The organism is Nocardia sp. NPDC127606, assembly GCF_042671725.1.
Lineage (GTDB): Bacteria > Actinomycetota > Actinomycetes > Mycobacteriales > Mycobacteriaceae > Nocardia.
In genome coordinates, this window is record NZ_JBHXWQ010000002.1 from 831899 (window position 1) to 854912 (window position 23014).

Genomic DNA, 23014 nt, shown 5'->3' on the forward strand with positions numbered 1-23014 from the left:
CCGCCCGGAGGCTTCTAGCCGCGGATCAGTTTGGCGACCGTGCCGATGGACAACTTCGGCGCCTCGACCTCGACCTCGGCGTGCGGGTCGACGACCTTGGTGTGGGGGATCTCGGCTTCCGGGTCGGCGAAGGCCGCGTACTTCTTGTCGGCGAGGAGGGTGGCGAGGAGGTAGCCGGTGACCAGGGCCCGGGTGGTCTTGTCGGTTTTGTGTTCGTAGCGGCCCGCGCCGAGGGCGGCGAAGAGGCGGCGGCCTTCGATGATGCCGTTGTGGGAGGCGCCGCCGATGGTGCGCAGGATCGACGGGCCCGACCAGGCGGCGGCGAGGGTGCGGGCGTTGGAGCTGACCGAGTCGAGGTCGTCGCCGGTCAGGATCAGGCCGGGCGTGTCGATGTCGGGGGCGATGTTCTCCGCGGCGGGGGAGGTGGGGGCCGGGAAGAGCGCTACGACGGCGGCTACCCGGCGTTGAGCTGCGGCGATCACCGCGGCGCCTGCCCCCATGCCGTGGCCGGCGAGGGCGAGGCGGTCGGGGTGGACGCTGATGGTGCCGTCACCGAGGCGGACCTTGCTGACGATGTCGAGCGTGGTGAGCAGGTCGGTGCCGAGGTCCAGATGTGACGGGATCGGGCCACGCTCGGTATCGGGCGCGGCGACCACGAAACCCCACGACGCGATGTGCTCGAGCAGGCTCTTGTAGTTCTCGGCGCTGGTCAGCCAGCCGTGCGCGAACGCGACAGCGGGCAGGTTCAGCCCGGACTCGGGCGTGTACACCACACCCGGCTGACCTGCGATCCCTAAGTTCCCACGCAGCACCCGGTGGGGGCCGCGCACGGACAGGGTGCTCACGAGCGATTTTGCAGACACCGACACGGCGAGAAGAGTATCCGATCAGTAGGGTGGGGGACCATGTGCGGAATCGTGGGGTACGTCGGATACCGGGATGCGCTGGGCGTTGTCGTCGACGCGCTGCGACGCATGGAGTATCGCGGATACGACTCCGCGGGGGTCGCGATCCTCGACGGAAACGGTGCTCTCGCGGTCGAACGTAAGGCCGGGCGGCTGGCCAATCTGGAAGCCGAACTGGGCGAGGCGGGGACCGAGCGTTTCGCCGGATCGACCGGGATGGGACACACCCGCTGGGCCACGCACGGCGCGCCGACCGACCGCAACGCGCACCCCCACCGCGACATCTCCGGCAAGCTCGCTGTCGTCCACAACGGCATCATCGAGAACTTCGCGCCGCTGCGCCGCGAGCTCGAGGACGCGGGCGTCGAGCTGCTGAGCGACACCGATACCGAGGTCGCGGTGCACCTGGTTGCGCGCGAGTACGCCGACGGACCCACCGCGGGCGACTTCACCGCGAGTGTCCACGCCGTGTTGCAGCGGCTCGAGGGCGCGTTCACGTTGGTGTTCACCCACGCGGATCATCCCGGCACGATCGTGGCGGCTCGCCGGTCGACGCCGCTGGTCGTCGGGGTCGGCGAGGGCGAGATGTTCATCGCCTCCGACGTCACCGCGTTCATCGAGCACACCCGCGAGGCGGTCGAGCTCGGACAGAACCAGGCCGTGGTGATCACGAAGGACGGCTACAGCGTCACCGACTTCGCGGGCAACACCGACGGTGTGGTCAGCCGACCGTTCACCATCGACTGGGACCTCGCCGCCGCCGAGAAGGGCGGCCACGACTACTTCATGCTCAAGGAGATCGAGGAGCAGCCCACCGCCGTCGCCGACACCCTGATGGGGCATTTCGTCGTCGACGAGAAGGGCGGCCGGATCGTCCTCGACGAACAGCGCCTCGCGGACCAAGAGCTGCGCGAGTTCGACAAGGTGTTCGTCGTGGCGTGCGGCAGTTCGTATCACGCGGGCCTGCTCGCGAAGTACGCGATCGAGCACTGGACCCGGGTGCCGGTGGAAGTGGAGCTCGCCAGCGAATTCCGTTACCGCGACCCGGTTCTCGACCGGTCGACGCTGGTGGTGGCGATCTCGCAGTCCGGTGAGACCGCCGACACGCTCGAAGCGGTGCGCCACGCCAAGGAGCAGAAGGCGCGCGTGCTGGCCATCTGCAACACCAACGGGGCGCAGATTCCGCGCGAGTCCGACGCGGTGATCTACACGCGGACCGGGCCCGAGATCGGCGTCGCCTCGACCAAGGCGTTCCTGGCGCAGGTGGCCGCCAACTATCTGGTCGGTCTGGCCCTGGCACAGGCGCGCGGGACCAAGTACCCCGACGAGGTGGCTCGCGAGTTCGCCGAGCTCGAGTCGATGCCGAAGCTGATCGCCCGGGTACTCGAGACCGCGCCGCAGGTGCGGGCCATCGCGCGCGAGCTGGCGCATGTGCCGACGGTGCTGTTCCTCGGTCGCCACGTGGGTTACCCGGTGGCGCTCGAAGGGGCGCTCAAGCTCAAGGAACTGGCCTACATGCACGCCGAGGGCTTCGCCGCGGGCGAGCTCAAGCACGGGCCGATCGCGCTGATCGAAGAAGGCCTGCCGGTGATCATCGTGATGCCGTCGCCGAAGGGGCGCGCGGTCCTGCATTCCAAGCTGCTCAGCAACATTCGCGAGATCCAGGCGCGCGGCGCCCGGACGATCGTGATCGCCGAAGAGGGAGACGACACCGTGCGCCCGTTCGCCGACGACCTGATCGAGATCCCGGCCGCCCCGACCCTGTACCAGCCGTTGCTGTCCACGGTGCCGCTGCAGATCTTCGCCGCCGAAGTGGCGCAGACCCTGGGCTACGACGTGGACAAGCCCCGCAACCTGGCCAAGTCGGTCACCGTCGAATAGAAACCGGGTGCCGGCCTCGACGCGAGGCCGGCAGGGTCACTTGACGGTGATGGATCCGCGCATGTCGGGGTGCAGGGTGCACATGTAGCGGTAGGTGCCGGCCTGGGTGAAGGTGTAGGACCATTCGCCCTTGTCGAAGATGGGGCTGTTGAGGCCCATCGCCTTGTCGCCGATGCCCTGCACGTTGTGCGGGACCTTGTCGGAGAACTTCCAGGTCACCGTCTCGCCGACCTTGATGGTGGCATCGGCGGGGGCGTATTTCATGTTGCCGACCTCGACCGTGAGGTTGGTCGGCGCGTGCTGTTGGGTGGTCGTGGTGGTGACCGGGCGGGGTTTGCGGGTTGTGGTGGTGGCGGCGTTTCCCGAGTCGCCGGAACAGCCGGCGGACAACAGGGCGGCGGCCACGACGAATCCGGCGACAAACCGGGCGGATGCGGCGCGGTGACGAACCATCGACATGGGTGTGGAGCGTAGTCTGCGAGCGACCCCGGGCCGGTCGGCGGCCCGTTTCGGGCAGCTGGGAGGCGACTATGTCGGATCGGCGTGGCTATTACACCGTCGACGAGGTGCGGGCGGCGGAAGCCGAGCTGTTCACGCGGGTGCCTGCGGGAATGCCGATGCGACGGGCGGCCTTCGGCCTGGCCGGGGTGGTTGTCGACGAAGTGCGGTCGCTCACCGGGGGCGTGGTCGGGCGAACCGTCGGATTGCTCGTGGGGTCGGGGGACAACGGTGGGGATGCGTTGTGGGCGGGGGTCTTCCTGCGGCGTCGGGGGGTTCGGGTGTCGGCTGTTCTGCTGAATCCTGAACGGGCGCACAGGGAGGGGCTAGCTGCCTTGCGAGCGGCCGGCGGGCGGGTGGTCGATCGGCTCGATGCTGTTGATCTGGTGATCGACGGGATCGTGGGGATCTCCGGGCGGGGGCCGCTACGGCCTGCGGCGGCGGAAATGGTTGCTGCCCTGGATGTTCCGATTGTCTCGGCTGATCTGCCCAGTGGGGTCGATCCGGATACGGGGGCGGTGGCGGGCCCCGCGGTGACAGCGGATGTGACGGTGGCATTCGGTGCCTACAAGCCGGTGCATGCGTTGGCGGTGCCGCAGTGCGGGCGGATTGTGTTGGTGCCGATCGGGTTACGTCTTCCGGAGGCTGGGCTGGTGCAACTCGATCCAGCAGCGGTGGGGGCCGGGTGGCCGGTGCCGGGGCCTGCTGATGACAAATACAGTCAGGGGGTGACGGGGGTTTGCGCGGGCAGTGCGAAGTATCCGGGGGCGGGGGTGTTGTGCGCGGGGGCTGCGGTGGCGGCGACCTCGGGGATGGTTCGGTATGTGGGCCCCGATACCGAGGTATTGGAGAAGTTCCCCGAAGTTGTCGCCAGTGCGTTGATTTCGGAGACCGGGAGGGTGCAGGCCTGGGTGTTCGGGCCGGGGGGTGGTACTGATCCGGGGGCCCGGGATCGGTTGGCCGAGGTGCTGGCTACTGATCTGCCGGTGTTGGTGGATGCGGATGGGTTGACGATTCTCGCCGAGGAACCGGGGCTGGTCCGGGGGCGATCCGGGGTGACGGTGCTGACGCCGCACGCGGGGGAATTCGCTCGGCTGACCGGTGGTGCGGTGGGGGCGGATCGGGTGGGGGCGGTTCGAAGGCTGGCCGAGGAGTGGGGGGTGACGGTTCTGCTCAAGGGTCGGGCGACGGTTGTCGCTTCGCCGGGGCAGGCGACGCTGGTCAATGACGCGGGTGGGGATTGGGCCGCTACGCCGGGGTCGGGGGATGTGCTGTCGGGGATTATCGGGGCGTTGCTCGCCGCGGGGCGTGAGGCGGGGTGGGCTGCGGCCGCGGGGGCTCGGGTTCACGCGTTGGCGGCGAATCTGGCTGCTCATGAGGGGCGGGCGGCCGGGGCGCCTATTTCTGCTACGCCGTTGCTGGGGCATGTCCGGGGGGCGGTGCGGGTCTTGCGGGAGGTCGGTGGCGGCCAGGGTCGGTAGTCCCGGGACGGAGCCCAGGTATGGGGGATTCGGCGGGTCCTGGCACGATCGGGGGTGTGAATGCGCAAGTGGAGACGGTCGTCGACTTGGATGCCATTGCTCACAATGTGCGGGTGTTGCGGGAGTACGCGCACGGGGCTGCTGTGATGGTGGTGGTCAAGGCTGACGGGTACAACCATGGGGCGGTGGAGGTGGCTCGGGCCGCGCTGGGGGCGGGGGCTCGAGAGCTGGGGGTGACCACCGTGGGCGAGGGGCTGGCCCTACGGGCGGCGGGGATCACGGCTCCTGTGCTGTGCTGGCTCAATACTGTCGACGCCGATTACGCGGGTGCGGTGGCGGGCGATCTCGAGATCGGGGTGTCGTCGCTGGCGCAGTTGCGGGCGGTGGAGCGCGCCGCGGTGGCGACGGGGCAGACCGCGACGGTGACGTTGAAAGTGGATACGGGGCTCAATCGCAACGGGGTGTCGGTGACCGAGTATCCGCAGGTCCTGCAGGCTGTGCGGGGGCTCGTCGACGGGCAGGTGGTGCGGTTGCGGGCGATCTTCTCCCACCTCGCGCACGCCGACGAACCGGGGCATCCGATGGTGGATCGGCAGCGGGATCGGTTCGTCGAGGCGATCGCGCTGGCCAAGGAGCACGGTCTCGAACCCGAACTCGTCCACCTGTCGAATTCGGCGGCCACCTTGACCAGACCAGATCTGCGGTTCGACATGGTCCGGCCGGGTATCTCGGTGTACGGGCTCTCGCCCATTCCGGAGCTCGGACAATTCGGTCTGAAGCCCGCGATGACATTCCAGGCGGAGGTCGCGTTGGTGAAACAGGTGGCGGCAGGGGAAGGCGTGTCGTACGGGCACCGGTGGGTCGCACCGCGCGACACCACGGTCGCGCTGGTACCCGCGGGATACGCCGACGGTGTATTCCGTTCGCTCAGTGGACGTTTCGAGGTGTGGTTGGGCGGGGCGCGACACCGTAATGTCGGACGGGTGTGCATGGACCAGTTCATGGTCGACCTCGGCGACAACGCGGGCGGCGTGCGGGAGGGCGACCGCGCGGTGCTGTTCGGCGGCGGCGCGGGACAGCCACACGCGCTCGACTGGGCGCGGGCGCTGGACACGATCGACTACGAGGTCGTCTGCGCGCCGCGCGGACGTGTGGTCCGCCGCTACGTGGGGAGCGGTCGATGACCCGGAGAACGGTGATCCGGCGCGGCGGTCTGGCGACCGCGGGCCTGCTCGCGGGCCTGGCCATCGCCCATACCCTGCGCCAGATCGGCGCGCGGGTGATGTGGCCCGCCGAACGCGACGAATACCGCGACGAAAATTTCGCCCTGATCGACGAGGACGAACCGGGCATGGTGCTCGCCGACGACGGTGTGTCGCTGGCCACCCGCACTTTCGGCGACGACTCCGCCGAGGTCACGATCGTTTTCGTGCACGGATTCTGCAACAGCATGGAGTCCTTCCACTTCCAGCGCCGCGATCTCGCGCAGCAGTGGGGGTCGCGGGTGCGGATGGTGTTCTTCGATCTGCGCGGACACGGACGCTCCGGCACGCCGAGTACCGAGAGCTGCACGGTCGCCCAGCTCGGCCGCGACCTCGCCATGGTGATCCGTGAGTGCGCGCCGACGGGACCTGTCGTGCTGGTCGGGCATTCGCTCGGCGGAATGGCCGTGCTCGCGGCGGCCGCGCAGTTCCCCGAACTGTTCGCGACGCGGGTGCGCGCGGTCGGGCTGCTGAGCACCGCCGCCGCGGAGGTGACCGCGACCGGGATCTCGCAACTGATTCGGCATCCCGCGGTCGACGGCTTCCGGCTGGCGGCGCGGACGGCGCCGACGCTGGTGCAGTTCAGCCGCAGCGCGAGCAAACACGTAGTGACGCCGATCCTGCACGTGAGCTCGTTCCACGGCCCCGTGAGTCCGACGCTGTCGCGATTCACCACGATGATGATCGACCGCACGCCCGTCGGCACCATCGAAAAGTTCCTCAAAGCGATTGAGTTGCACGATGAATCAGCCGCACTGCCCGTCCTGGGCGCGCTGCCGGTCCTGATCCTGGCCGGTGCGCACGACGTGGTGATCCCGTTCCGCAACTCCCGCGCACTGGCGGCGGAACTACCGGGCAGCGAACTGGTCCGGGTGCGTGAGGCGGCGCACATGCCGCACCTGCAGTTCCCCGAGGTGAGCCTGGCCGCGCTCGACCGGCTGCTGGCGCGCGCGGGAATCACCGGCAGTCGCGGCGAGGAGGCCGTCGGTGGCTGACCCGCACCAGCGCGTTCTCGACACCGTCGAGGACACCGAAGCGTTCGGCCGCGAACTGGCGGCCACCCTGCGACCGGGTGACCTGGTCGTGCTCGACGGCCCGCTCGGCGCCGGTAAAACCGCATTGACCAGAGGCATCGCCGCCGGACTCGGTGTCGCGGGCCGGGTCAGCTCGCCGACGTTCATCATCGCGCGGGCGCACAAGGCCGGAGTGCGGCCGGACGGCACGCCCGGGGTGGCGATGGTGCATGTCGACGCCTATCGCCTCGCGGGCGACCTCGACGAACTGGACTCGCTCGACCTCGACACCGACCTGCACCACGCGGTCGTCGTCGTGGAATGGGGCAAGGGGGTCGTCGAACACCTCGCCGACCGGCACCTGCGAGTGCAACTCGCCCGGGAGCCGGAATCCGATGTGCGCACGGCGATCTGGGAATGGATCGAATAACGCGCGATCACCCGCGCACCGGTGCGCGCCGAGCGCCGATACCACCCGGTATTGTTGAGACAATCATGCTCGTACTAGCAGTCGACACCGCGACACCCGCCGTTACAGCGGGATTGGTGCACCTGTCACCTGCCGGTGAACCCGGCACCCGCCCCGCCGTGGCGACGCTCGCTGCCCGCGTGAAGGTCGACGCCCGCGCGCACGCCGAGGTCCTCACCCCGCAGATCCTGGAGTGTCTAGCCGAGGCGGGGGTGCGCCGCGACGAGCTCGACGCGGTCGTCGTCGGACTCGGACCTGGACCGTTCACCGGGCTACGCGTGGGAATGGCCACCGCGGCCGCCTTCGGTGACGCGCTCGGGTTACCCGTGCACGGGGTGTGCAGTCTCGACGCCATCGCCGCCGACACCATCGGGGAGAAGCGAGATCCCGGCGAGCTGTTGGTGGTCACCGACGCGCGCAGGCGCGAGGTGTACTGGGCCAAGTATCTGAACGGGACGCGGGTCGCCGGTCCCGAGGTGAACAAGGCTTCCGACGTGCCGGTGGGTGATGCCGCGGCGGTCGCCGGGTCGGCCGGGCACGTGGACTTCTTCGATCTGCCGGTGCTGCCCAGCGAGACGCCCTCGCCTGCCGGGCTGGTCACCGTCGCGGCGTCGGCGCTGCTGGCCGGAGAGCTGCCGCAAGCGCTGGTGCCGTTGTATCTGCGCAGGCCCGATGCGGTGGAGAACAGCTTCCGCACCCTCGACCGGACCGGGGCGTGAGTGCCGTGACCGAGTACCTGATCGCTCCCATGACGCTGCCCGATATCGACCGCTGCGTCGAACTCGAGCACCTGCTGTTCCCCGAGGACGACCCGTGGCAGGCGGTGTCGTTCCGGTCCGAGCTGGCCGGTGGGCACAACCGCTACATCACCGCGCGCACCGCCGACGGGGTGATGGTCGGCTACGCGGGCATCGCGCTGCTCGGTGACGACGCCCATCCCGAGGCCGAGGTGCACACGATCGGCGTCGACCCGGAATGTCACCGGGGCGGCATCGGCACCCTGCTGCTCGAAGCGCTGCTGGCCACGGCGGCCGAACGCGGCGGACCGGTGTTCCTCGAGGTGCGCACCGACAACGCGCCCGCCATCGCGATGTACGCCAAGCACGGGTTTCACATCATCGGGCTGCGCAAGAACTACTACCACCCCAGCGGTGCCGACGCGTACACGATGCGCCGTCCGGAATTGACCGCCGCGGCCGACGAATGGGCCGCGCGCGGTCGGCAGGACGAGGTGTTGTCGTGATCGTCATGGGGATCGAAAGCTCGTGCGACGAAACGGGAGTCGGCATCGTGCGCCGTCATTCCGATGGCTCCGTCGAGCTGCTCGCCGATGAGGTGGCCTCGAGTGTCGACCAGCACGCGCGTTTCGGCGGCGTGGTGCCCGAGATCGCCTCGCGCGCGCATCTCGAGGCGATCGTGCCCGCGATGCGTCGTGCGCTGGCGACCGCGGGGATCAGCAAGCCCGACGCGCTCGCCGTCACCATCGGGCCTGGGCTGGCCGGTGCGCTGCTGGTGGGGGTGGCCGCGGCCAAGGCCTATGCGGCGGCGTGGGATGTGCCGTTCTACGCGCTCAACCACCTCGGTGGGCATGTGGCGGTCGATACGCTCGAGCACGGGCCGATGCCGCCCGCGGTGGCGCTGCTCGTGTCCGGTGGGCATACGCATCTGTTGCAGGTCACAGATCTGGGTGAGCCGATCACCGAACTCGGCAGCACCGTCGACGATGCCGCCGGGGAGGCGTTCGACAAGGTCGCGCGGCTGCTCGGTCTCGGCTATCCCGGCGGGCCCGCCCTTGACGCCGCCGCCACCTCGGGTGACGCGCGGGCGATCGCCTTTCCTCGTGGCATGACCGGGCCCCGTGACGCGCGATACGACTTCTCCTTCTCCGGCCTCAAGACCGCGGTGGCCCGCTACGTCGAGGCCGCGCAGCGTCAGGGCATCACGCCCGACCAGCTGCCGATTCCCGATATCGCCGCGTCCTTTCAGGAGGCGGTCGCGGATGTGCTGACGATGAAGGCCGTGCGCGCGGCAACCGACGTCGGTGTCGACACGATCGTTCTCGGAGGCGGCGCCACCGCCAACTCGCGCATTCGCTCACTCGCCGAAGAACGCTGTGCTGCCGCGGGTTTGACGCTGCGGGTGCCGAAGCCACGGCTGTGCACCGACAACGGTGTGATGATCGCGGCGCTGGGCGCGCATGTGATCGCGGCGGGTGCGCAGCCTGCTGAACTCACTGTCGCCACGGACCCGGGGTTGCCGGTCTCGGTGAGCGCTCTGCGCGGCTAGCGTCCGTTCTACCCGGCCGCACGGCACCCCTGAAGAACCCGTCACCGGTCGGCCCGGCGCTGTGCGGGTCAATCGGCCGGCGGCAGGGGAATTTCGTCTGTCGTGGTCGCCGACGGGATCGGGAGGGTGCTGTTGGCGGGAGCCTGCGTGGGAGAGGTGTTGGGGGTGGAGGGGCGTTGTCTGCCGCCACCGGAGGAGCCGCTGTCCAGGGGGCCGAGCGGGGACTCGGGGTAGGGGATCTGCGGGAGGTTCGGGTCGGGGCGCAGGGTGGGGGCCGTTGCCGAGGTGGGCGCGGAGGGGGTGGTGGCGCTCGTGCTCGGCGTCCCGGTGGTGGTCTTCGGTGCTTCGGTTGCGGGCGGGGCCACGGTGGCGCCGGTGCGTTCGGTGCTCTCGCGATTGGCTGGTGTCGGTGCCGGGGAAGGCACCAGTGGTAACGGGGATTGGCGCACGGTGCTGCTCGTGCCCGCGGGGGTGACATCGGGGGCGTCGGGCGAGACCGCTTGCACGCCGTAGCCGATCACCAGGCCGACCACCACGACCGCGCCGACGAGGGTGCCGACGACCTTGGCGAAGGTGCCGCTCGGTGCGTCGGCGTGCGCGCCGCCCGACAGTCCCGACGGTGCCGCGGCATCGGCGACCAGCGCCGCGCCCTTGGCGATCACGGCCTCGGGGTCGGGCACGGTGAGCACGGGGACGTCGAGGCGCGAGTCGAGAATGTCGATGACACACGGGATATTGGCGCAACCACCGATCACGGCGACGGCGTCGGGGTACTTCGGCGCGCGGGTGAACACCGACGACGAGAACAGCGCGATATTGCGCAGCAGGCCGCCGATGAGCTCCTCGAAATCGGGACGGGTGAGCTCCAGCCCCTGTCCCGCTACATGATCGATGGTGACCACGGGGGCCAGCGACAGGTGCTCCTTGGCCGCGCGGCCGCGGTTGGTCAGCGTGGTGCGGTTGGGCCGGGCGCCGCGTCGGGCGTAGTGCAGGTCGACCAGGTGGTGGTAGATCAGTTCGTCGATCGCGTTGCCGCTCAGCGTCGGCGTCCGTTCGGTGTGCAGCACCACGTTGTCGGTGTAATCGGCCACGGTGACGGTGAGTCCGGTCGCGCCCAGGTCGATCACGGCGACGGTGGGGTAGCGGTCGAGCAGTCCGGTGTGGCGCAGGTAGGCCAGGGCGGCGGCGCCCTCGGTGACGAGCCGCAGATCACGGTGGCGCGTGGTGGCCGCCCGAATGGCTTGTGCCTGTTCCTTGTTGCGGTAGGCGACGGCGACGCTGGTCGGTGGCCGCGACCGGCCCGACTCGGCGCGACGGTGTCCGCCGGAATAGCGCCCGAGCGGTTCGCCTGCCATCGCCACCTGTGACACCGGCAGCTGGGTGGTCATCAATTCGATCGAGGACGACACGAGATCGCCGAGATCGGAATGTGCCTCATCTGCGGAAACGACCCGGTAGTCGAAAGTCTGCTCGCCCGCGGGCCCCGTCGCGACCAATGCCGAGCACACCACCTCGTTCCCGGCCGAGATGCCGAGGGATGTTCGCATGTTCACCTCCCTTCAAGCCGATGGTGCTCTCCGAGCGGATGGCGCCTTCCTGTGCTATGTCACAGCCTGTTATGCGAACGTTACAGATTGTGGCAGGGGATGTGAAGATCACTGGCCAGTGTGGGCGTGTCGAAAATGCGACATCGGCAGAACCCGACCTTGAGTGCTGGCACTCTCGCGTATAGAGTGCTAGTCGGCACTGTGAAGCTGTACTTGTGCCAGTCGACTTCTGGGCTTCGGCTCCGGCACCCGCGACGACGGGGCTGTGCGCAGGGTCGCGAGCTGACCGAAACCCGGCCTGGGACACCAGTTCCGGACAACCGAATTTCCCCTGAAAGTGGAGGGCTCAACGTGGCGAGCGTGAACATCAAGCCGCTCGAGGACAAGATCCTCGTCCAGGCCAACGAGGCCGAGACGACGACGGCCTCCGGCCTGGTCATCCCGGACACGGCCAAGGAGAAGCCCCAGGAGGGCACCGTCATCGCCGTCGGCGCGGGTCGCGTCACCGACAAGGGTGACCGCATCCCGGTCGATGTCAAAGAAGGCGACGTCGTCATCTACAGCAAGTACGGCGGCACCGAGATCAAGTACCAGGGTGGGGAATACCTCATCCTCTCGGCGCGCGACATCCTGGCCGTCGTCACCAAGTAAGGCCAACGCCGCATCAGCGTTCCGCCCCGGCGTCTTCACAGGCCCGGGGCGGATTGCGTTCACAAACAGGAGCTGAATCCTCTTATGCCCAAGCAGATCGAGTTCGACGAAAAGGCTCGCCGGGCTCTGGAACGCGGTGTCGACAAGCTGGCCGACGCCGTCAAGGTGACCCTCGGCCCCCGTGGCCGGCATGTGGTGCTGGCCAAGGCTTTCGGTGGCCCGACCGTCACCAACGACGGTGTCACCATCGCGCGTGAGATCGACCTCGAGGACCCCTTCGAGAACCTCGGCGCACAGCTCGTCAAGAGCGTCGCCACCAAGACCAACGACGTCGCGGGCGACGGCACCACCACCGCCACCGTGCTGGCCCAGGCGTTCGTGCGCGGCGGCCTGAAGAACGTCGCCGCGGGCGCCAACCCGATCACCCTCGGCCAGGGCATCGCCGCTGCCGCCGAGAAGGTGTCGGAGGTGCTGCTCGCGCTGGCCACTCCCGTCTCCGGCGAGAAGGCCATCGCCCAGGTCGCCACCGTCTCCTCGCGTGACGAGGAAATCGGCGACATGGTCGGCAAGGCGCTCACCACGGTCGGCAAGGACGGCGTCGTGACCGTCGAGGAATCCTCGACCACGAACACCGAACTCGTCATCACCGAGGGTGTGCAGTTCGACAAGGGCTACCTCTCGCCCTACTTCCAGACCGATCCCGAGACCCAGCAGGCCGTGCTCGAGGACACCTACGTCCTGCTGCACCGCGACAAGATCAGCTCGCTGCCCGATCTGCTGCCGCTGCTGGAGAAGATCGCCGAGTCCGGCAAGGCCGTGCTGATCGTGGCCGAGGACGTCGACGGCGAAGCGCTGTCGACCCTGGTGGTCAACTCGATCCGCAAGACCATCAAGGCCGTCGCCGTCAAGGCGCCGTTCTTCGGTGACCGTCGCAAGGCGTTCCTCGACGACCTGGCCGTCGTCACCGGTGGCACCGTGATCAACCCCGATCTCGGCGTCACCCTGCGCGAGGCCACCATCGAGCAGCTGGGTCAGGCGCGTCGCGTCGTCGTCACCAAGGACGAGACCGTGCTGATCGACGGCGCGGGCTCCGACGAGGACATCAAGGGCCGCAGCGCGCAGCTGCGTCGCGAGATCGAGGCCTCGGACTCCGACTGGGATCGCGAGAAGCTCGAAGAGCGTCTGGCGAAGCTGGCCGGTGGCGTCGCGGTGATCAAGGTCGGCGCTGCCACCGAGACCGCGCTCAAGGAGCGCAAGTACCGCGTCGACGACGCGGTCGCCGCCGCCAAGGCCGCGGTCGAGGAGGGCATCGTCCCCGGTGGTGGTTCGGCGCTCGTGATCGCCGCTGCCGCGCTGGTCGAGCTGCGTGACTCGTTCACCGGTGACAAGGCCGTCGGTGTCGAGGTGGTTCGCAAGGGCCTCGAGGCGCCGCTGTACTGGATCGCCAGCAACGCCGGTCTCGACGGTGCGGTTGTCGTCGCCAAGGTCTCCGAGGGCAAGGAAGGCTTCAACGCCGCCACCCTGACCTACGGCGACCTGCTCGCCGACGGTGTCGTCGACCCGGTCAAGGTGACCCGCTCCGCCGTGGTGAACGCCGCCTCGGTCGCGCGGATGATCCTGACCACCGAGAGCGCCATCGTGGAGAAGCCGGCCGAGGCCGACGACGACCACGGGCACCACGGTCACTCGCACTGACGCATAACGAAGGCCCCCGGATCGCGAATGCGGTCTGGGGGCCTTTCGTTGTCCGCTAGCTGGCTACCGGCGGATCTTGGGCATCGATGGCGGCCAGTAAACGGTCGCGCAGAGACGGAGGCGGCGGGGTGGGGGTTGCGGACGCGAGCTGGGCGAGAGCTTCGCGGGTATCGCGAACCTCTCGCAGGAACTGCGTACACAGGGTGGAGTCTTCGGTATCGATGATGGTCTGGATCGCGTGATGGTCTTCGTCGTCGATCAATCCGAGCGCGACGGTGTGCGCGAGATCGATCTGGGCTTCGTTCATCTCACGTCACCCCCAAACTTTTCTTCAGTCTTGTCAATCCGTCCCGAATCCGGGACTTAACGGTCGGTAACCCGATGCCGAGGTATTGCGCTACCTCCGCGTAGGTCCGCCCGCCGTAGTAGGCGAGCGAGATCGCCTCGCGCTGGGTCTCGGTGAGGGTCGAGAGTCCGCGCTGGACGGCCTGTTGTTCTAGTCTGCGTTCCACCTCCTCGGTGACCTCGTCGAATTCGTGGCCGAGCACCCGGATCCCGTACGCGACCTCGCGCTGGGTGTGGGCTTGCTCGGCGCGAACCCGGTCGACCGCGCGCCGGTGTGCCAGCGTCATCAGCCAGGTCACCGCCGACCCCTTGGCGGGGTCGAAACTCGTGGCGGTACGCCAGATCTGGAGATAGACCTCCTGAGTGGTCTCCTCCGCGTACCCGGGGTCGTGGAGCACCCGCAGGACCAGGCCGAAAACGCGCGCAGACGTTCGGTCGTACAGCTCGGCAAAGGCCTGCTGGTCGGACAGAGCACATCGTTCCAGCAGTGCAGCTAGCTCGACTCCTTCGGCCGCGCGTGCGGTAACCGCAGAATCCACGCTCGGTGGAAAGGCTTCGCTTCGGAACCCATTCTGTGTCATCGGTCACGAATGTAGCCCGAAGCTATGACCTCCCCACGACCGGGGGTGCCTTTTATTCGGGTGCCAGCTGTTTGCTAGAGATTCGGCGCGCCACGGCCAGCGGATTGGAACAGATTTGCCAACCCGGCCAGACGGACTCGGTGGACCTCAGACGGCCATCCGTCGCCGATTGCGGCGGGCGTGCATCTCGCGTTCGGTCTCGGACATGCCGCCCCAGATGCCATAGGGCTCGCTGACCTTGAGGGCATGGGTGCGGCACTGCATCAGCACGGGGCAGGCCCGGCAGATCTCCTTGGCGCGCATCTCGCGCGCCGTGCGGGCACGGCCGCGTTCGCCGTCGGGGTGGAAGAAGACCGCGGAGTCCTGACCGCGGCACGAGCCACGCATCTGCCAGTCCCAGACATCGGCGTTCGGTCCGGGGAGGTGGGTGGGCATGGGCATGTGAACTCCTTGTGGCGCGAGCTCGTCAGCGTTGTCGAGCGAGTGGTGCGGCAGGTCTTCGCGCCACCCGGTGTGGGGTGGCCGGCTCGACGGTGCCTGACGGTGCCGCTCGGAGGTCGCTGCGATTTCGCGCGGCGCCAACCGTGGCGATGAGCTACGTTAGGTGCAGGCGGGAAATTCCGTCAATAGTTCGGCGCATGAGTTCAGTAAATCTGCAACGCTGAAATTTAACCTACTCACTATTTACATTTCACACCCGATCCCTCCATACTGTTTGGTTGGCTATGGATCGGGTGTCTTCGCGTTTCTGGGACATCCCAGATTTTCCCAGGTCGCGCCGGTAGAGGCCCGGTTCGTGCCGGTGACGCCCGCCGGGGGCGGGTGTGCTGGATCACAACGACCTCCGCGGCCGGACTGCGTGTAGATGGCGAAAACGGGGCGCGAAGGTTAATTGCGCGAAACGCATGTGAATTCGAGACTTTCCGGTGGCGGCATCGAGGAGCGGAGTTTTACCTGATGGCAACATCGACGCTCGAGCGAAATGCTGATTGTTAGCTGAATGGCCGTCTCCGCGTCATAACACGCGAACTGTCCCGGGCGGGTGGCGGCTAGAGTCTCGTCGTGCAGACAACGGCCTCACCCGCGGATATCGGTTCCGAAATACTCGTTTCGACTGCCTTCGGCCCCACTCCCGGGCTGGCCGCTACGGAGTTGCCGGAGCCTGCGGACCCGTTGTCGCGGTGGTACCGCGCGGTCGCGCTCGGCGGGCAGGGTCGCTACGCCGCCGCCCGCTCTGACCTGCGGGTATTGGCTCGAACCGCGGTGGATCCCGGCCTGAGATCCCTCGTCGAGAGCACCCGGGGGTCGTTGCTGCGCCAGCTCGGCGACCATGCGGGCGCGGCAGCGTTCGACGGCCGTGCGGCGGCGATCGCACTCGGCGCCGGCGGAGCGGCCCGCGCCGAGGCGCTCGCCGACGCGTATACGGGGCTTGCGGCCGACGCGCTCGGCACCGGCCGACTCGCCCTGGCCCGCACGCTGCTCGGGCGCGTGCGACCACTACTCGCCGACGCACCCCCACGAGCAGAGGTGCGCTGGCACTGGGTACGCGCCGAGACCGCGCTCGCGGGCGGCGAAGCGAGCGAGGCGCTACGCGACGCGGTCGAGGCCGTCGACCTCGCCGCGGCTCTGCCGTCGGTCCGTCACCAGGTGAAATCGGCACTGCTCGTCGCCGCCGCGACCGCCGCGACCGGTGACCTCGCCGGGTCGGCGGAACTGGCCGCGCGGGTCGACGCGGACTGCCGCGAAAACGGCCTTCTCCCACTGCGTTGGGCCACCGCGATGCTGCGCTCGGGAGTCGCCGAACCCGCGCGAGCGCGCGACGCGGCGGACGAAGCCGCAGATCATGGTGCCCGTCTACGGGCCTGGGGTGGGGACATCGCCCCGCTGGGTGCGTGATTGCTCCGGATGATCTTTCTGAGAGCACGGTTAGAAGCGACCACGCCCGCTGGCGGCCGATCCGGGGGTCGCTATTGTTAGTGCCGTTCCGCCTTTTCGGTGGAAGCTCGGTCACATTCGACCGCGCCACTCGTAACGCCAGGAAAATCTCTGACGATGACGCATATGGGCGAAGAGTTGGACCTCGCCGTCGCTGCGGCTGCGCAGGGCGACAGGACCGCTTTAGCTCGGGTATTGGAACTGGTCCGTCCCTTGGTAGTTCGCTACTGCAGGGCGCGGATCGGGGCCGCGGAGCGCGGACAGCTCTCCGCGGACGATGTTGCGCAAGAGGTCTGTTTGGCTGTGATGACCGCCCTGCCCCGCTATCAGGATCAGGGTCGGCCCTTCATGGCCTTCGTGTACGGAATCGCTTCGCACAAGGTCGCCGACGCCCATCGCAACGCCGCCCGTAACAAGGCGGAGGCGATGGCCGAAGTACCAGATGTCATATCCACCGACCACGGTCCGGAACAGCGGGCTCTCGACTCGGAGACGAGCAGGCAGATGAACACTCTGCTGGCAACGCTCCCCGAGAAGCATCGAGAAATCCTGATCCTGCGTTTGGTCATGGGTCTGTCAGCAGAGGAAACCGCAGTCGCCGTGGGCAGCACGGCGGGGGCGATACGGGTTGCCCAGCACAGGGCACTCGCGAAACTGAAGTCACAAGTGGCGAGGGCAGGTGAAATGTATGGCTAGGGATGGCGAGCGCGGTCTAGGCGACCGGAAAGTTTGGCAGCGCGGATCGCACGACAGCGGTCCCTACGCCGCCGAGGATGCCGGTGACTCCGGGCCGGTCGACATTGCGGCGGTGCGCAGCGATGATGCGCTGATCGACGCGATCGCGAGCGATGGTCCGGTCCGCACCGACAGTCCCGAAGAGTTCCAGCTGGCGTCGTTACTCGCGGATTGGCGGGCCGACCTACTGGCCGAGCCGATGCCCGCAGGCCCTGATCTCGACACCGTGTTCGCGGCCGTCAATCAGGAGATCGGCGCGCGGCAGGTTCGAGTCGGAGCTTCCTCGCGCGGACGTCTACGACTGATCCGCCCGATTTTCGGGGCAGCAGCGGCATTGTCGCTGGTGTTCGGCGGTATTACGGCCTTCGCGTACAGCGCGGCTCCCGGCGATCCGCTGTGGCGGGTCAAGGAGGTCGTGTTCAGCGAGCAGGCGCAGTCCACCGTCGTACAGTACGCCGACGAAGATCTGCTGGCCGCGCAGAATCTGCTCACCTCGGGCAATCCGGAACAGGCGAAGGCCAGGCTGGAACAGGCTTCGGCCAACGCAGGCCAGGTCGACGATCCGGCCAAGCGTGAGGATCTGATCGCGCGCTGGAACCTGTTGCGAGATCAGCTGATCAAGGTCGCCCCTGAGATCGGCGCGCAACTGCCGCCGACCACCACCGCGCCGACCAAGCCGAGCTCGGCCGTTCAGGTCCCGCCCACCACGAATCCGGGCACCACCGCGCCGGTGGCGCCGACCAATCCCGGATCGGGTAGCACCGATCCGTCGACCCCGCCGCCGGTCATCATGCAGTCGCCGGGCCCGGAGACCAAGCCGCTGGTTCCGGTCGAGCCGACGCAGCCGCCGGTGGAGCCGACGCAGCCGCCGGTGACTCCGCCGGTGACTGTCGACCCGACCACACCACCGACCACCATCGTCGAATCACCGCCGCCGGTCGTCACTGTGCCGACGGTGGTCCCGACGTCGGCACCCCTGCCGAGCTTGCCGCCCACGCAGCAGGTGCCCACGCCGGCGACCATCCTGCAGTCGCCGCCCGCGGTGCCGTCTCCGTAGTAGAACGATGAATTGAACAAAGACGAAGGCCCCGAACAGGTTCGGGGCCTTCGTCTTTGTCTGGGGAGTTTCCGGTCCGGGCCTGCGTGGTCGCCCACGCACGCGTGACCGAGAGTGGGGTGGGCAGGCGCCGCGACGGACTCAGCTGTGCCGAGTCGCCGGAGAGCTCAGTTGTCGAACCCGTCGAAACCGTCGCCGTGGAACGCCTCGTTCATCGACGCGTCCGCGTAGCCGCGGCAGTAGTCCCACGTGACATAAGCCTCGGGGGTGGGGTCGTAGGCGGGCTCGTGTGGACGGACGGTGCCGTCGACCAGGAGCTGTAGGAGGTTCGCCCGCAGCATGTCCCAGTCGTGGTAGTGATCTTGCCGACAATCCTCACAGCTGACGACCAGACCGCGGATACCGCGGTGGGCCAGCAGGGCTTCGTATACGGCGAGGTCTGCGAGATCTTCCTCGACCGCGAGGCGCTCATGAGGATCCAACGGCTCACCGGGCTCGATCGCATCGAGCGCGGCAGACGGGTCGGAGGGGTCTCCGGCGAAGGGATCCGGCGGCAGGCCAGGTGGTAGATGGTCACGCACATCCCCACGGTACGCAGTACTCGGTGCATCGCGCCAGCGATGCGGGGGGCAAGTTTTGCGGAAGGGCTCACTTCACAGGCGTCTCCGGGCGCCGGATACCATGGAATACAGGCGTCGGCGACTTTGTTCCAGCCGACCATCCGAAAGCTTTTTCCGCTCGAGCACCGACGCACCGTGTCTACCGCGTCGGTAGCTATGACGACCAGGAGGGGTCGATCCGAATGAGTAATCCCGTGTCGGGCGAACGAATCGCGGTGCGCCCTCCTACGGGGGGCGACGATCCGACCAAGATCGCCATGCTCGGCCTCACGTTCGACGACGTGCTGTTGCTGCCTGCCGCCTCGGATCTCATCCCCAGCTCGGTCGAGACTTCCAGCAAGCTGACCAGGGACATCACCCTGCGTACGCCGCTGGTGAGCTCGGCCATGGACACCGTCACCGAGGCGCGCATGGCCATCGCCATGGCGCGTGCGGGCGGTATGGGCGTGCTGCACCGCAACCTCTCGGCCGCCGATCAGGCCGCCCAGGTGGAGACGGTGAAGCGCTCCGAGGCGGGCATGGTGACCGACCCGGTCACCTGTCGTCCCACCGATACCCTCGCCGAGGTCGACGCCATGTGCGCCCGCTTCCGCATCTCGGGTCTGCCGGTGGTGGACGAGACCGGTGCGCTGGTGGGCATCATCACCAACCGCGACATGCGCTTCGAGGTCGATCAGGACCGCCGCGTGGACGAGGTGATGACCAAGGCGCCGCTGATCACCGCCCGTGAGGGCGTCACCGCCGAGGCCGCGCTGGGTCTGCTGCGTCGCCACAAGATCGAGAAGCTGCCGATCGTCGACGGCAACGGCAGGCTGCGCGGGCTGATCACGGTCAAGGACTTCGTCAAGACCGATCAGTACCCCAACGCCACCAAGGACCGTGACGGCCGTCTGCTGGTCGGCGCCGCGATCGGTGTCGGCGAGGACTCCTGGTCGCGGGCCATGACGCTGGCCGACGCCGGGGTCGACGTGCTGATCGTCGACACCGCGCACGGCCACCAGTCGCAGGTGCTGCAAATGGTCGCCAAGGTCAAGGCCGAGGTCGGTGACCGGATTCAGATCGTCGGCGGCAACGTCGCCACGCGCGCCGGTGCCGCCGCGCTCGTCGAGGCGGGCGTCGACGCGGTGAAGGTGGGTGTGGGCCCCGGCTCCATCTGCACCACCCGCGTGGTCGCCGGTGTCGGCGCGCCGCAGATCACCGCGATCCTCGAAGCCGTCGCCGCGTGCAAGGACGCCGGCGTGCCGGTGATCGCCGACGGTGGCGTGCAGTACTCCGGCGACGTCGCCAAGGCGATCGCCGCGGGCGCGTCCACGGTGATGCTCGGCTCGCTGCTCGCGGGCACCGCCGAGTCGCCCGGTGAGCTGATCCTGGTCAACGGCAAGCAGTTCAAGAGCTACCGCGGCATGGGCTCGCTCGGCGCCATGCAGGGCCGCGGCCAGGCCAAGTCGTACTCCAAGGACCGCTACTTCCAGGACGACGTGCTCGCCGAGGACAAGCTGGTCCCCGAGGGCATCGAAGGTCGCGTCCCGTTCCGCGGCCCGGTCAACCAGGTGATCCACCAGCTCGTCGGCGGCCTGCGTGCCGCGATGGGCTACACCGGTTCGCAGAACATCGAGCACCTCCAGGGTGCGCAGTTCGTGCAGATCACCGCGGCGGGTCTCAAGGAGAGCCACCCGCACGACATCACGATGACCGTCGAGGCCCCGAACTACACCGGGCGCGGCTGAGTACAATAGATGCGTTTGTGCTCCGGGGGATAAGCTCCCGGAGCACGAGGCAACGCAGGCTTGGCCCCGAGTCTCGCCATGACCGCACTCCCAGCCCCACACGACCCGACCTCGAGGAGGGTCCCGCCGCGCAGCGGCGGTTCGCGGCCGGGTCGCCGGTCAGGCGCCGCTGCGTAGGCGACGAAGGAGCAAGCAGCGGTGACTGACCGGCGGCCCCTCGGGGCCGCGAACTCGAGCGCGCCAGCGCTCCAAAAACACAGGAGCAACTGTGCGTGACATGGTCGAAATCGGTATGGGCAGGGTCGCCCGTCGGACCTACGAACTCGATGACGTCGATATCGTCCCCTCGCGGCGGACGCGGTCGTCGAAACTGGTCTCGTTGGCCTGGCAGCTCGACGCTTACCGTTTCGAGATCCCGGTGCTCGCGCACCCCACCGACGCGCTGGTCTCGCCCGAGTTCGCGATCGAGCTGGGCCGCCAGGGCGGCCTCGGCGTGATCAACGGCGAAGGTCTCTGGGCCCGCCACGCCGACGTGCAGGCCAAGATCGACCAGCTGCTCGATCTGGTCGACAAGGGGGGTTACGAAAAGGCCATCTCGCTGCTGCAGGAACTGCACGCCGCGCCGATGCAGCCCGACCTGCTGGCCGCCGCCGTCGCGCAGGTCCGTGCGGCCGGGGTGACCACCTCGGTGCGCGTGAGCCCGCAGAACGCCCGCGCGCTGACCCCGGCGCTGCTCCAGGCGGGCATCGACCTGCTGGTCGTGCAGGGCACCATCATCTCCGCCGAGCACGTGGGTGGCGAGGAGCCGCTCAACCTCAAGACCTTCATCGCCGAGCTGGATGTGCCGGTCGTGGCCGGTGGCGTGAGCGATCACCGCACCGCGCTGCACCTGATGCGCACCGGCGCGGCGGGCGTCATCGTCGGCTACGGCTCGTTCCCCGGCGCCACCACCACCGGTGAGGTGCTCGGCATCGGCGTCCCGATGGCGACCGCGATCGCCGACGCGGCCGCGGCCCGTCGCGATTACCTCGACGAGACCGGCGGCCGGTACGTGCACGTCATCGCCGACGGCGACGTGGCCACCTCGGGTCAGCTGGCCAAGGCCATCGCCTGTGGCGCCGACGCCGTGATGCTCGGGGTGCCGCTGTCGGCGTCGGCGGAGGCGCCCGGTCGTGGTTGGTACTGGCCCTCGGCGACCGCGCACCCCTCGGTGCCGCGCGGTTCGTTCCTGCCGGTCGACGAGGCCTGGCTGGACGGCCCCGACGGCGCGGTGGCCCGCCCGAGCCTCGAGCGCGTGCTCTACGGCCCCTCCGACGACCCGTTCGGCTCGCTGAACCTGGTCGGCGGCCTTCGCCGTTCGATGGCCAAGGCCGGCTACTCCGACCTCAAGGAGTTCCAGAAGGTCGGGCTCAGCGTCCGCTGACAGGCGGCCTGCGCTAACGAACGTGGGTCAGTGAGACCCGATCCCGCAGGAACCGGGAGATCGCGGTATTGACCGGTTCCGGGTGGGTCATCGTGACGGCGAGACGGGCGCCATCGATCTCCACGAAGGTGGAGGCGGTGAGCCCGTCCGCCAGCGTGCGGGCCCGGTCGCCCGCGATGCCGCTCTGCGTGGCGTGGATGATCAGCGCCGGGCAGGTGATCTCCCGTAGCCGGTCGAGTACCGAATCGCGCCCGAGCAGGCAGCCGACGGCGGCGTCGAGCCCGCTGTGGGCGTCGCCGACCCAGCGGCGGGTCCAGATGTCGCGGTACCAGGTGTCGTCGCCGATGAGCCAGTCGGCCAGTCGGCCCGCGGCTTCCTCGCGGGAGCTGCGGTCGTGCCACTCGTCGAGGAATCGCTGGGTGGCGGTCGACTGGTCCAGGGTCGGCCCGTGCGCCTCGGTGCTGATCAAGATCAGCGCGGCGACCCGTTCGGGCGCGACCAACGCGGTCCGCAATGCTGTGAAGCCCCCTTGCGCCGTCCCGCCGACGATCGCGCGTTCGACGCCGATCGAGTCGAGCACTGTCAGCGCGTCCCGGGCCGCGGTCCAGTAGGTGAAGGGCAACCGCTGGTCTTTGGTGCGACCGTGACCGCGCGCGTCCCAGGCGACGATCCGGAATTCGGGTGCGAGCGCGGCCTGTTGCGAGGCGAACATCGTGCGATCCATGAAGAATTCATGGGCGAGCAACACCGCCGGACCGGTGCCACCGCTGTCCTCGTAGTAGATGTCGGCATCGATCGCGCGGGCGAATGGCACGAGCACGAGGATAGCCAGAGCCGCCGCGCCACGCCCAAGAATGGGGGCGCGTCGTGCACAGTCACTACGGCGAGTCCGGCCTCCGGCGA

The 23014-nt window shown here is 68.6% G+C and carries 23 protein-coding genes; 15 read left to right on the forward strand and 8 right to left on the reverse strand.

Annotated elements, in window-relative coordinates; translation table 11 throughout:
* Positions 1 to 14 precede the first annotated feature (14 nt).
* Complete coding sequence (locus tag ACFVJ5_RS14480; protein WP_379220380.1) at positions 15 to 869, reverse strand: dienelactone hydrolase family protein; 855 nt, start codon at positions 867 to 869, stop codon at positions 15 to 17.
* A gap of 36 nt (positions 870 to 905) precedes the next feature.
* Between ACFVJ5_RS14480 and glmS the strand changes: the two genes are divergently transcribed.
* Positions 906 to 2786 carry a glutamine--fructose-6-phosphate transaminase (isomerizing) gene (gene glmS / locus ACFVJ5_RS14485; RefSeq protein ID WP_379220381.1) on the forward strand — a complete coding sequence of 627 codons (1881 nt, stop codon included), beginning with the start codon at positions 906 to 908 and terminating at the stop codon, positions 2784 to 2786.
* Positions 2787 to 2822: 36 nt separating this feature from the next.
* Here glmS and ACFVJ5_RS14490 read toward each other — a convergent pair whose 3' ends face one another.
* Entirely contained in the window at positions 2823 to 3245 is a 423-nt protein-coding gene (locus ACFVJ5_RS14490) for a plastocyanin/azurin family copper-binding protein (protein ID WP_379220382.1), read from the reverse strand.
* A gap of 71 nt (positions 3246 to 3316) precedes the next feature.
* On the opposite strand from ACFVJ5_RS14490, the gene ACFVJ5_RS14495 reads away from it, so the two are divergent.
* From ACFVJ5_RS14495 to tsaD, 7 genes are all read left to right on the forward strand, one after another.
* Positions 3317 to 4765, forward strand: a complete 1449-nt coding sequence (locus tag ACFVJ5_RS14495) for a bifunctional ADP-dependent NAD(P)H-hydrate dehydratase/NAD(P)H-hydrate epimerase (protein WP_379220383.1) — start codon at positions 3317 to 3319, stop codon at positions 4763 to 4765.
* A 20-nt stretch (positions 4766 to 4785) separates the two neighbouring features.
* On the forward strand, positions 4786 to 5949 hold the full coding sequence (alr, locus tag ACFVJ5_RS14500) for an alanine racemase (protein ID WP_379220384.1): 1164 nt from the start codon (positions 4786 to 4788) through the stop codon (positions 5947 to 5949).
* Positions 5946 to 7022 carry an alpha/beta fold hydrolase gene (locus ACFVJ5_RS14505; RefSeq protein WP_379220385.1) on the forward strand — a complete coding sequence of 359 codons (1077 nt, stop codon included), beginning with the start codon at positions 5946 to 5948 and terminating at the stop codon, positions 7020 to 7022. The genes alr and ACFVJ5_RS14505 overlap by 4 nt, the downstream gene beginning before the upstream one ends.
* Positions 7015 to 7470 carry a tRNA (adenosine(37)-N6)-threonylcarbamoyltransferase complex ATPase subunit type 1 TsaE gene (gene tsaE, locus ACFVJ5_RS14510; protein WP_056818220.1) on the forward strand — a complete coding sequence of 152 codons (456 nt, stop codon included), beginning with the start codon at positions 7015 to 7017 and terminating at the stop codon, positions 7468 to 7470. Before ACFVJ5_RS14505 ends, tsaE begins: the two co-directional genes overlap by 8 nt.
* Positions 7471 to 7535: 65 nt before the next feature.
* Entirely contained in the window at positions 7536 to 8228 is a 693-nt protein-coding gene (gene tsaB / locus ACFVJ5_RS14515; RefSeq protein WP_379220386.1) for a tRNA (adenosine(37)-N6)-threonylcarbamoyltransferase complex dimerization subunit type 1 TsaB, read from the forward strand.
* Between the two features lie 29 nt (positions 8229 to 8257).
* Positions 8258 to 8752, forward strand: coding sequence for a ribosomal protein S18-alanine N-acetyltransferase (rimI, locus tag ACFVJ5_RS14520; protein ID WP_101468212.1), 495 nt, complete (start codon positions 8258 to 8260; stop codon positions 8750 to 8752).
* On the forward strand, positions 8749 to 9795 hold the full coding sequence (tsaD, locus tag ACFVJ5_RS14525) for a tRNA (adenosine(37)-N6)-threonylcarbamoyltransferase complex transferase subunit TsaD (protein WP_379220387.1): 1047 nt from the start codon (positions 8749 to 8751) through the stop codon (positions 9793 to 9795). The genes rimI and tsaD overlap by 4 nt, the downstream gene beginning before the upstream one ends.
* A 68-nt stretch (positions 9796 to 9863) precedes the next feature.
* On the opposite strand, the gene ACFVJ5_RS14530 is transcribed toward tsaD, so the two are convergent.
* Positions 9864 to 11342 carry an Hsp70 family protein gene (locus tag ACFVJ5_RS14530; protein WP_379220388.1) on the reverse strand — a complete coding sequence of 493 codons (1479 nt, stop codon included), beginning with the start codon at positions 11340 to 11342 and terminating at the stop codon, positions 9864 to 9866.
* 351 nt (positions 11343 to 11693) lie between these two features.
* Between ACFVJ5_RS14530 and groES the strand changes: the two genes are divergently transcribed.
* The gene (gene groES / locus ACFVJ5_RS14535) at positions 11694 to 11993 is read left to right on the forward strand and encodes a co-chaperone GroES (RefSeq protein ID WP_056818214.1); all 300 of its coding nucleotides are present in this window, start codon (positions 11694 to 11696) and stop codon (positions 11991 to 11993) included.
* Between the two features lie 84 nt (positions 11994 to 12077).
* Positions 12078 to 13688 (forward strand): chaperonin GroEL, encoded by a 1611-nt coding sequence (gene groL / locus ACFVJ5_RS14540; RefSeq protein WP_378635326.1) that lies wholly within the window; start codon positions 12078 to 12080, stop codon positions 13686 to 13688.
* Positions 13689 to 13743: 55 nt separating this feature from the next.
* Here the strand turns inward: groL and ACFVJ5_RS14545 are convergent, their stop codons facing one another.
* The 3 genes from ACFVJ5_RS14545 to ACFVJ5_RS14555 all read right to left on the reverse strand — a co-directional run bounded on the left by ACFVJ5_RS14545 (position 13744) and on the right by ACFVJ5_RS14555 (position 15055).
* Positions 13744 to 13995: a hypothetical protein gene (locus ACFVJ5_RS14545; protein ID WP_379220389.1), complete on the reverse strand. Its 252-nt coding sequence runs from the start codon at positions 13993 to 13995 to the stop codon at positions 13744 to 13746.
* Position 13996: 1 nt separating this feature from the next.
* Entirely contained in the window at positions 13997 to 14614 is a 618-nt protein-coding gene (locus tag ACFVJ5_RS14550; protein WP_379220390.1) for a sigma-70 family RNA polymerase sigma factor, read from the reverse strand.
* A 147-nt stretch (positions 14615 to 14761) separates the two neighbouring features.
* Positions 14762 to 15055, reverse strand: a complete 294-nt coding sequence (locus ACFVJ5_RS14555) for a WhiB family transcriptional regulator (RefSeq protein ID WP_022567299.1) — start codon at positions 15053 to 15055, stop codon at positions 14762 to 14764.
* Between the two features lie 621 nt (positions 15056 to 15676).
* Here ACFVJ5_RS14555 and ACFVJ5_RS14560 point away from each other — a divergent pair.
* The 3 genes from ACFVJ5_RS14560 (at position 15677) to ACFVJ5_RS14570 (ending at position 18341) form a co-directional block, all read left to right on the forward strand.
* Positions 15677 to 16510 (forward strand): hypothetical protein, encoded by an 834-nt coding sequence (locus tag ACFVJ5_RS14560; RefSeq protein ID WP_379220391.1) that lies wholly within the window; start codon positions 15677 to 15679, stop codon positions 16508 to 16510.
* Between the two features lie 156 nt (positions 16511 to 16666).
* Positions 16667 to 17245 carry a sigma-70 family RNA polymerase sigma factor gene (locus ACFVJ5_RS14565; RefSeq protein WP_056818204.1) on the forward strand — a complete coding sequence of 193 codons (579 nt, stop codon included), beginning with the start codon at positions 16667 to 16669 and terminating at the stop codon, positions 17243 to 17245.
* A complete protein-coding gene (locus ACFVJ5_RS14570; RefSeq protein WP_379220392.1) occupies positions 17238 to 18341 on the forward strand; it encodes an anti-sigma-D factor RsdA in 1104 nt (367 codons plus the stop codon). The genes ACFVJ5_RS14565 and ACFVJ5_RS14570 overlap by 8 nt, the downstream gene beginning before the upstream one ends.
* A gap of 167 nt (positions 18342 to 18508) precedes the next feature.
* Here ACFVJ5_RS14570 and ACFVJ5_RS14575 read toward each other — a convergent pair whose 3' ends face one another.
* Positions 18509 to 18922, reverse strand: a complete 414-nt coding sequence (locus ACFVJ5_RS14575) for a DUF5319 domain-containing protein (RefSeq protein WP_022567296.1) — start codon at positions 18920 to 18922, stop codon at positions 18509 to 18511.
* 221 nt (positions 18923 to 19143) lie between these two features.
* Between ACFVJ5_RS14575 and guaB the strand changes: the two genes are divergently transcribed.
* Together guaB and ACFVJ5_RS14585 are read left to right on the forward strand one after the other, a co-directional pair.
* Positions 19144 to 20688 carry an IMP dehydrogenase gene (gene guaB / locus ACFVJ5_RS14580; RefSeq protein WP_379220393.1) on the forward strand — a complete coding sequence of 515 codons (1545 nt, stop codon included), beginning with the start codon at positions 19144 to 19146 and terminating at the stop codon, positions 20686 to 20688.
* A 268-nt stretch (positions 20689 to 20956) separates the two neighbouring features.
* A complete protein-coding gene (locus ACFVJ5_RS14585; RefSeq protein WP_358126810.1) occupies positions 20957 to 22111 on the forward strand; it encodes a GuaB3 family IMP dehydrogenase-related protein in 1155 nt (384 codons plus the stop codon).
* Between the two features lie 13 nt (positions 22112 to 22124).
* Here ACFVJ5_RS14585 and ACFVJ5_RS14590 read toward each other — a convergent pair whose 3' ends face one another.
* Positions 22125 to 22925, reverse strand: a complete 801-nt coding sequence (locus ACFVJ5_RS14590; RefSeq protein ID WP_379220394.1) for an alpha/beta fold hydrolase — start codon at positions 22923 to 22925, stop codon at positions 22125 to 22127.
* Positions 22926 to 23014: the final 89 nt, after the last annotated feature.

What these genes read in the sequence shown, in the direction of transcription:
- glmS (WP_379220381.1), top strand. Translation starts at nt 906, where the DNA reads ATGTGCGGAATCGTGGGGTACGTCGGATACCGGGATGCGCTGGGCGTT.
- ACFVJ5_RS14490 (WP_379220382.1), bottom strand. Translation starts at nt 3,245, where the DNA reads ATGTCGATGGTTCGTCACCGCGCCGCATCCGCCCGGTTTGTCGCCGGA.
- ACFVJ5_RS14495 (WP_379220383.1), top strand. Translation starts at nt 3,317, where the DNA reads ATGTCGGATCGGCGTGGCTATTACACCGTCGACGAGGTGCGGGCGGCG.
- alr (WP_379220384.1), top strand. Translation starts at nt 4,786, where the DNA reads ATGGGGGATTCGGCGGGTCCTGGCACGATCGGGGGTGTGAATGCGCAA.
- ACFVJ5_RS14505 (WP_379220385.1), top strand. Translation starts at nt 5,946, where the DNA reads ATGACCCGGAGAACGGTGATCCGGCGCGGCGGTCTGGCGACCGCGGGC.
- tsaB (WP_379220386.1), top strand. Translation starts at nt 7,536, where the DNA reads ATGCTCGTACTAGCAGTCGACACCGCGACACCCGCCGTTACAGCGGGA.
- rimI (WP_101468212.1), top strand. Translation starts at nt 8,258, where the DNA reads ATGACGCTGCCCGATATCGACCGCTGCGTCGAACTCGAGCACCTGCTG.
- ACFVJ5_RS14530 (WP_379220388.1), bottom strand. Translation starts at nt 11,342, where the DNA reads ATGCGAACATCCCTCGGCATCTCGGCCGGGAACGAGGTGGTGTGCTCG.
- groL (WP_378635326.1), top strand. Translation starts at nt 12,078, where the DNA reads ATGCCCAAGCAGATCGAGTTCGACGAAAAGGCTCGCCGGGCTCTGGAA.
- ACFVJ5_RS14545 (WP_379220389.1), bottom strand. Translation starts at nt 13,995, where the DNA reads ATGAACGAAGCCCAGATCGATCTCGCGCACACCGTCGCGCTCGGATTG.
- ACFVJ5_RS14550 (WP_379220390.1), bottom strand. Translation starts at nt 14,614, where the DNA reads ATGACACAGAATGGGTTCCGAAGCGAAGCCTTTCCACCGAGCGTGGAT.
- ACFVJ5_RS14555 (WP_022567299.1), bottom strand. Translation starts at nt 15,055, where the DNA reads ATGCCCATGCCCACCCACCTCCCCGGACCGAACGCCGATGTCTGGGAC.
- ACFVJ5_RS14565 (WP_056818204.1), top strand. Translation starts at nt 16,667, where the DNA reads ATGACGCATATGGGCGAAGAGTTGGACCTCGCCGTCGCTGCGGCTGCG.
- ACFVJ5_RS14570 (WP_379220392.1), top strand. Translation starts at nt 17,238, where the DNA reads ATGGCTAGGGATGGCGAGCGCGGTCTAGGCGACCGGAAAGTTTGGCAG.
- guaB (WP_379220393.1), top strand. Translation starts at nt 19,144, where the DNA reads ATGAGTAATCCCGTGTCGGGCGAACGAATCGCGGTGCGCCCTCCTACG.